Here is a 6,172-nt window from a genome sequence, read left to right as displayed (position 1 = left end):
GGCCCGGACGGTTCCCCGTCCGGGCCCACGGCGTCGCTCGACTCCTTCTAGACCGCCCGGTTGCGCCGCTGCGCCAGCTCGTCCGCCGGGTCGTGGCCGACCACCGTCTCGCCGGTGTCCGTCCGTTCCGCGTGCAGCCGCACCAGGGTCAGTTCCAGCTCCCGCCAGACCGCGCCGACCGCGATCCCGAAGACCCCCTGGCCACCCTTCATCAGGTCGACCACCTGCTGGGGCGTCGTGCACTCGTACACCGTCGCACCGTCGCACATCAGCGTCAGCCCCGCCAGATCGGCGATCTCGGCGGCCTGCAGATGGGCGACCGCCACCCGGATGTTCTGCAGCGAGACGCCGGCGTCCAGCAGCCGCTTGACGATCTTCAGCAGCAGGATGTCGCGGAAGCTGTAGAGCCGCTGGCTGCTCACCGGGTACACCGAACGGACGCTGGGCTCCAGCAGTCCGGTACGGGCCCAGTAGTCCAGTTGGCGGTAGGTGATCCCGGCCGCCGCGCAGGCGGTCGGGCCCCGGTAGCCGATCAGCTCGGACGTCGGTGACAGCCGCTCCAGGGCCGGCTGGCCGGGCTGTACCGCCGGGAACCGGCCCACCCTGGGCAGTTCCGCCGTCCGGGGCAGTTCGGTCACCGTGCGGGTGGTGCGCGGCAGGTGCACGGCGCACAGGCCTCCCGCGGCCACTTCATCGCCAGTGCCGGTCATGCCTACCTCCGTCCACTCGTGCTGCGGGCAACCCAGACCGCGGGCGATCGGACACCCGGGCAGCCCCTCCTGTGACGGTAGGCAGTCCCCTATGGCCCGTCAACGATCGCCACGCCGAGCCGAACAGACCGCGTCACTCAGGAGAGTGGTTTTTCGTGCCCCTAGTGTGGGTAGGCGGATGCGTTTTGGCAAAACAGGCGTATCCCCTGCGGCACATCGGCCCACAGGCCGGTTCCGCAGCATCCCCAGGGGCGGCTCCCGCCCCTACTGCGGGCCGCCCCCGCCGAAGTCCTCCGGCGACACCTGGTCGAGGAACTCGCGGAACTTCTCGACCTCGTCCTCCTGCTCGTCCGGGATCGCGATGCCCGCCTCGGCGAGCACCTCCTCGCTCCCGAAGATCGGCGTGCCGGTGCGCAGCGCCAGCGCTATGGCGTCGGACGGCCGGGCGCTCACCTCCACGCCGCCGGCGAAGACCAGCTCGGCGTAGAAGACGCCCTCGCGCAGATCGGTGATCCGGACCTCGGTGAGCTGCTGGCCGAGCGCTTCCAGGACGTCCTTGAAGAGGTCGTGCGTCAGCGGGCGCACCGGCGTCATGCCCTGCTGGGCGAAGGCAATCGCGGTCGCCTCGCCGGGGCCGATCCAGATCGGCAGGTACCGATCGCCCCCGACCTCCCGGAGCAGCACGATCGGCTGGTTGGAAGGCATCTCCACCCGGACACCCACGACGTCGAGCTCATTCACACAGGCAACCCTATGGCTCCCGACCCGGATATGAAAGCGCAGCGCCGACGCCGCTGGTCAGCGAGGTGGGCACGAACGGTGAGGGTCAGGACCGGATCCGCAGGCCCGCCTGGACCATCGCCGCGTGCAGCCGCACGGACAGCGTCGCGAGCTCCCGGGCGGTGGCCTCGGCGTGTGCCCTGGTCTGCGGGTTGCGGTGGCGCCGCAGCGGCGCCACGACCTGCTCGACCAGCGCGACCTCACGGTCCGCGGCGGCCTTCATGGCCCGCAGGTGGCGCGGCTCCAGCCCGAAGCGTCCGAGTTCGGCGACCAGCCGGGCGACCTGCAGCGCCTCGCCGTCGTAGCCGCCGTCCGGACCGGGCGCGACCAGCCCGTAGGACTCCCACTCGGCCAGCTCGGCCTCGCCGGCCTCGGCGGCGGCCAGCAGCTCGGCCCGGCCCAGCCGGACCCCGGCGGAGGCCTCGGCCGAGGCGGTGAGCTCGCGGTCCGCCTCCTCCAGCGGCCCGGGCCGGGCGTCCGCGGCGGCGGGCAGCGCGGGCGGGTTCTCGCCGCGCTCGATCGCGTCGAGGTGCTCGCGGATCACCCGCAGCGGCAGGTAGTGGTCGCGCTGCATCCGCAGCACGTAGGCCAGCCGCTCGACGTCGGCCGGGCTGAACTTGCGGTAGCCCGAGGGCGTGCGCTGCGGCTCGACCAGCCCCTCCGCCTCCAGGAAGCGGATCTTGGAGATGGTGACCTCGGGGAAGTCGTCGCGCAGGAAGGCCAGTACGGCGCCGATGCTCAACAGCTCGTCACCACCGCGCCGCCGCCCGGCGGGCCGGTCCGGGCGGACCGGCTGCCTGGGGGCCGCGACCACCCCCCGCGCGCCCTGGTCCGGCCGGGGGCCGGACGACGCGGGGGTGGCCGCCCCGAGCGGAGAGGAAGGGGTGTTCGTACTCACTCGGGCTCCTGCCGACGTTGGTTTCAGTACCCCCGGTTGTGGCTGGCGAAGAAGACCAGCCGGTACTTCCCGATCTGCACCTCGTCGCCGTTGTTCAGGGCGACCTCGTCGATCCGCTCCCGGTTGACGTAGGTGCCGTTCAGGCTGCCGACGTCGGCGACGGTGAAGCCGCCGCCCGGCGTCCGGCGGAACTCCACGTGCTTGCGGGAGACCGTGACGTCGTCCAGGAAGATGTCGCCCTGCGGGTGACGCCCGGCCGTGGTCTTGTCCGAGTCCAGCAGGAACCGGCTGCCGGAGTTCGGGCCGCGCTGGACGATCAGCAGCGCCGAGCCCGGGGGCAGCGCGTCGATCGCCGCCAGCACCTCGGCCGAGAGCGCCGGAGTGCCGGTCCCGGTCGTGGTGTTGGGGTCGTAGGACTCCAGGCCGGAGATCGAGATGGTCGAGGTGGTCTCGGCCGACCCCTCCGGCAGCAGCCCGCCGCGCAGCGCCGTACCGCAGTTGGAGCAGAACCGCGCCGAGGCCGGGTTCTGGTTGCCGCACCTGGGGCACGGAGTGGGGCCAGCCATGTTCACAGCCTCCTGGCGCGGCACACCCGACGGGTTGTGCCCGGCGTACGGGTCCGGTGCAAACCCTCCACCAGAGGTTGAGGGTCCTGTCGGGAAACCTATGCGCGGGGCGCCGGAGGGGTCAACCGACGCGCCGTAGCCCGCCTGATTCCCCGCGTACTGGGCGCCGTCGCGGAACAGCGGACGCTCGGCGTACTCCGCGCCCTCCGGGGCGGAGCGCATGCCCGGCACGGCGGGCTCGTCGTCCCGGCGGTGCAGCGCGGTCGGCGCCTCCGCCGCGGCCGCGTTGCGGCCCTTGTTACGACCGAACAACTTCGAGAAGAAACTCACGGGCGAATCCCCTTGCGTGTGACAGACCCGCCCGTGGGGCAGGGTGAGAACCTCGGACAGGGTGCGGGCCCGGTCTGGGACCGGGCCGGCTGGAGTGGCACTCCGAACGTGACGGTCACTTCGGAGCCGGCTTGGCGTACTGCGGCGTCCTCGGATCGACGAGGGCGTCGACGAGCACCTTCTGCTGCTGGGAGATCGTCGCGCGCGCCTGGTGGCTCTCCAGGGTACGGACGACACCTCCCGGAATGTTCAACGCGGGCGTGAGGTCCTGCGGATTTCCCACGACGGTGAAGCGGTAGGGCGCCGAGACCTTCTTGCCGTCGATCTGCACACCGCCGGACACGTCCGTGAAGTAGGTGTTGACCACCACGCGCACATCGTTGATCTGAATCGCCTCCGCCCCCGCCGCTCGAAGTTCCTGCAGGGTGTCCAGCAGCATATCCGCCTTCACCTGCCCTTGGGGATCATCGACCGTCAGTACGATGCCCGGACCGGTGGCCGGGACGGTCCCGGCGAGGACGCCGAGTTCGGTCGCCTTCTTCCGGGTCTGCTCCTGGGCCTCCTTGGCCTGGTTGGAGCTGTTCTCCAACTTGGCCAGGGACTGCTCCAACTCCGCCTTCTCCTGCTGGAGACGCTGCTGGCGGCTGTCCAGTTCGTCGAGGATGCGGACCAGGTCCTCCTGGCGCGCGCCGCGCAGCTGGCTGTGGTGGTCGTTGGTCGAGCGGACCTGGATCGCCAGCCCCAGGCCGAGCGAGAAGAGCAGCAGGGCCACCACCAGCTGACCGCGCGACAGCCTCGGCGGCCACAGCGCGGCCATCAGCCGCCGACGTGCGGCGTGCCGGTCGATGGTGTGCGCGGACACCGACATCGGAGCGTGCTCGGGCTCCTCCTGGTCGTCCTCGGGCTCCGGCTCCTCCGCGCGTTCCGGCTTCCCGGAGTCCGTACCCGGGGTCTCCGCCGTCACTTCCGGCGCACGCGCGGGCGCAGGCGTCACCGCGGGGGCGCGCCGGGGAACGGGCGGGTCGGTCCCGACCGCCGTCCCACCCGCGGTCCCACCCTCGGGCTCAGCGTCAGACCCGGCCCCCGGAGCCTCCTCGGGGGCCCGCGGCGCGGCCTTCGAGGCCGGCGCGGTCACCGCCTCGCCCTCGGAGCCTTCCCCTCGCTTCTCGTCCTGCACGACCTCTCCCGCCGATCCGTCCGTCTGCTCCTCCGCCGCGCGCCCGCGGCCCGGCTCAGGCACGGAAGACATGGCGCCGGATCGCCGCGGCGTTGGAGAAGATGCGGATGCCGAGGACGACGACCACACCCGTGGACAGCTGCGAGCCGACGCCCAACTGGTCGCCCAGGAAGACGATCAGCGCCGCCACCACCACGTTCGAGAGGAACGAGACGAAGAACACCTTGTCGTCGAAGATCCCGTCCAGCATCGCGCGGACGCCACCGAACACCGCGTCCAGCGCCGCCACCACCGCGATCGGCAGGTAGGGCACCACGACGTCGGGCACCTCGGGCTGGACGAAGAGTCCGACGACGACCCCGATCACGAGACCCAGTACGGCAATCACGGTGTAGCTGCTCCTGTCGCTGCGGAGGGCGACCCGGTGGTGGTCGCGGTGGTCGGGCGGGAGGTCGTGGACTTGGTGGCCGGGGCGCTGGGCGAGCGCTTCCCGCCGGCCTTCGGCGACGGCGAGGCGGTGGCCGACGGGCTGCCCGTCGCGGTCCCGCTCGGGCCGGCACTCGGGCTCGCGCTCGTGGACGGGCTCCCGGACGGACTCGCACCCGGGCTCGCGGTCGGGCTCGCGGTCGGCGAGGCCTCGGGGGTGGCGGGCTGCGCGGTCCGCAGGGTGACGCCGACGGCCGCGGGCAGCGTGAGGCTCTTCTGCGCCGAGATGGTCGACTTGATGCCGTACTTCTCCTGCAACAGCCGCAGGTACTGGCCCGCCATGGCGCTCTCGAAGGCGCTCACCAACCGCGTGCCGTCCCCGAGCGCCTGCACGGTGTACGGCGGCACCAGCGGCCGGTTGTCCACCAGCACGGCCTCACCGGCCGCGCGGATCGCCGAGAGCGCGGTGAGCCGCTGCCCGTTGATCGAGACCGCCTCCGCACCCGAGGCCCAGAGCCCGTTCACCACCAACTGCAGGTCGCGGTCGCGCAGGCGCCCGCTGTTGGAGAAGCCCTGCCCTGCGCGCGGGTCGACGTTCCCGCCGGCGCCGGTGCCGGGCGCGTCCTCCACCACCAGCTTCGCACCGGGGCCGGTCACCTCACCGAGGCCGACCGCGCCGGCCACCGCCGCCGAGTCGCCCTCACCCGCGGCGAGCGCCTGCTGCTGGGTGCTCTCCACCTTCCGGCGAAGGTCCTGGACCTGCTGCTGGAGGTGGTCGGCGGAGCCGTTGGCATCGTTGATCCGGTGGATCAGGGCGTCGCGCTCCTTGGCGAGCGTCGGCTCCGCCTTGTGCGCGTTCACCGCCCCGACCGTGACGACCGCGCCGACGAGCGCCAGCCCGGCGCCGAGCGTCAGCATCCCGCGCGCCGTCCCGGGTATCCGGTACGGCCCGTCCCCGCCCCGCGCGGCCGCCGCCTCGGCGTACCCCTCGTCCAGGCTGTGGTCCATCACGTTGGTCAGCAGGGACATCGAGGCATCCGGACGGTTGTACCGTCCACTGCTGGCACCCTGCCCCGGCGTCGATGACATGCGGACCATCGTCCCATGTCGCACGAGGGCCTCGCGCACGCCCCCTGAGCTGGAGACATGGCAAATCGGGCGGAGCGTGACCAACCACCTGAAACGGACAGCGGGGCGGGACGGCCGCTGCCGGGCCCCCCCCCCCCCGGCGGGGGCGCGGGGGGGGGCGCCGGGGGGGCCCGGCCGGGGGGGGGGGGGGGGGGGG

At 72.7% G+C, this 6,172-nt stretch carries 6 protein-coding genes and 1 pseudogene; all 7 read right to left on the bottom strand.

Annotated features, from left to right (window positions below):
• Positions 1-47: 47 nt before the first annotated feature.
• A complete protein-coding gene (locus ACFU74_RS33565; RefSeq protein ID WP_380763721.1) occupies positions 48-710 on the bottom strand; it encodes a MerR family transcriptional regulator in 663 nt (220 codons plus the stop codon).
• Positions 711-974: 264 nt separating this feature from the next.
• On the bottom strand, positions 975-1,451 hold the full coding sequence (locus tag ACFU74_RS33560) for a bifunctional nuclease family protein (protein WP_380763719.1): 477 nt from the start codon (positions 1,449-1,451) through the stop codon (positions 975-977).
• Between the two features lie 85 nt (positions 1,452-1,536).
• Positions 1,537-2,232, bottom strand: a complete 696-nt coding sequence (locus tag ACFU74_RS33555) for a MerR family transcriptional regulator (protein ID WP_380763723.1) — start codon at positions 2,230-2,232, stop codon at positions 1,537-1,539.
• Positions 2,233-2,411: 179 nt separating this feature from the next.
• Positions 2,412-2,954, bottom strand: a complete 543-nt coding sequence (locus ACFU74_RS33550; RefSeq protein ID WP_030303564.1) for an FHA domain-containing protein — start codon at positions 2,952-2,954, stop codon at positions 2,412-2,414.
• 445 nt (positions 2,955-3,399) lie between these two features.
• Positions 3,400-4,248 (bottom strand): DUF881 domain-containing protein, encoded by an 849-nt coding sequence (locus ACFU74_RS33545; protein ID WP_380763717.1) that lies wholly within the window; start codon positions 4,246-4,248, stop codon positions 3,400-3,402.
• A 268-nt stretch (positions 4,249-4,516) separates the two neighbouring features.
• Positions 4,517-4,849 carry a small basic family protein gene (locus ACFU74_RS33540; protein WP_380281460.1) on the bottom strand — a complete coding sequence of 111 codons (333 nt, stop codon included), beginning with the start codon at positions 4,847-4,849 and terminating at the stop codon, positions 4,517-4,519.
• 242 nt (positions 4,850-5,091) lie between these two features.
• Positions 5,092-5,985 (bottom strand): annotated as a pseudogene (locus ACFU74_RS33535) (DUF881 domain-containing protein); the annotation flags it as partial.
• Between the last annotated feature and the right edge of the window lie 187 nt (positions 5,986-6,172).

The organism is Kitasatospora sp. NPDC057500 (genome assembly GCF_042802195.1).
Taxonomy (GTDB): Bacteria; Actinomycetota; Actinomycetes; order Streptomycetales; family Streptomycetaceae; genus Kitasatospora.
This window is presented reverse-complemented; position numbering and strand designations above follow the sequence as displayed.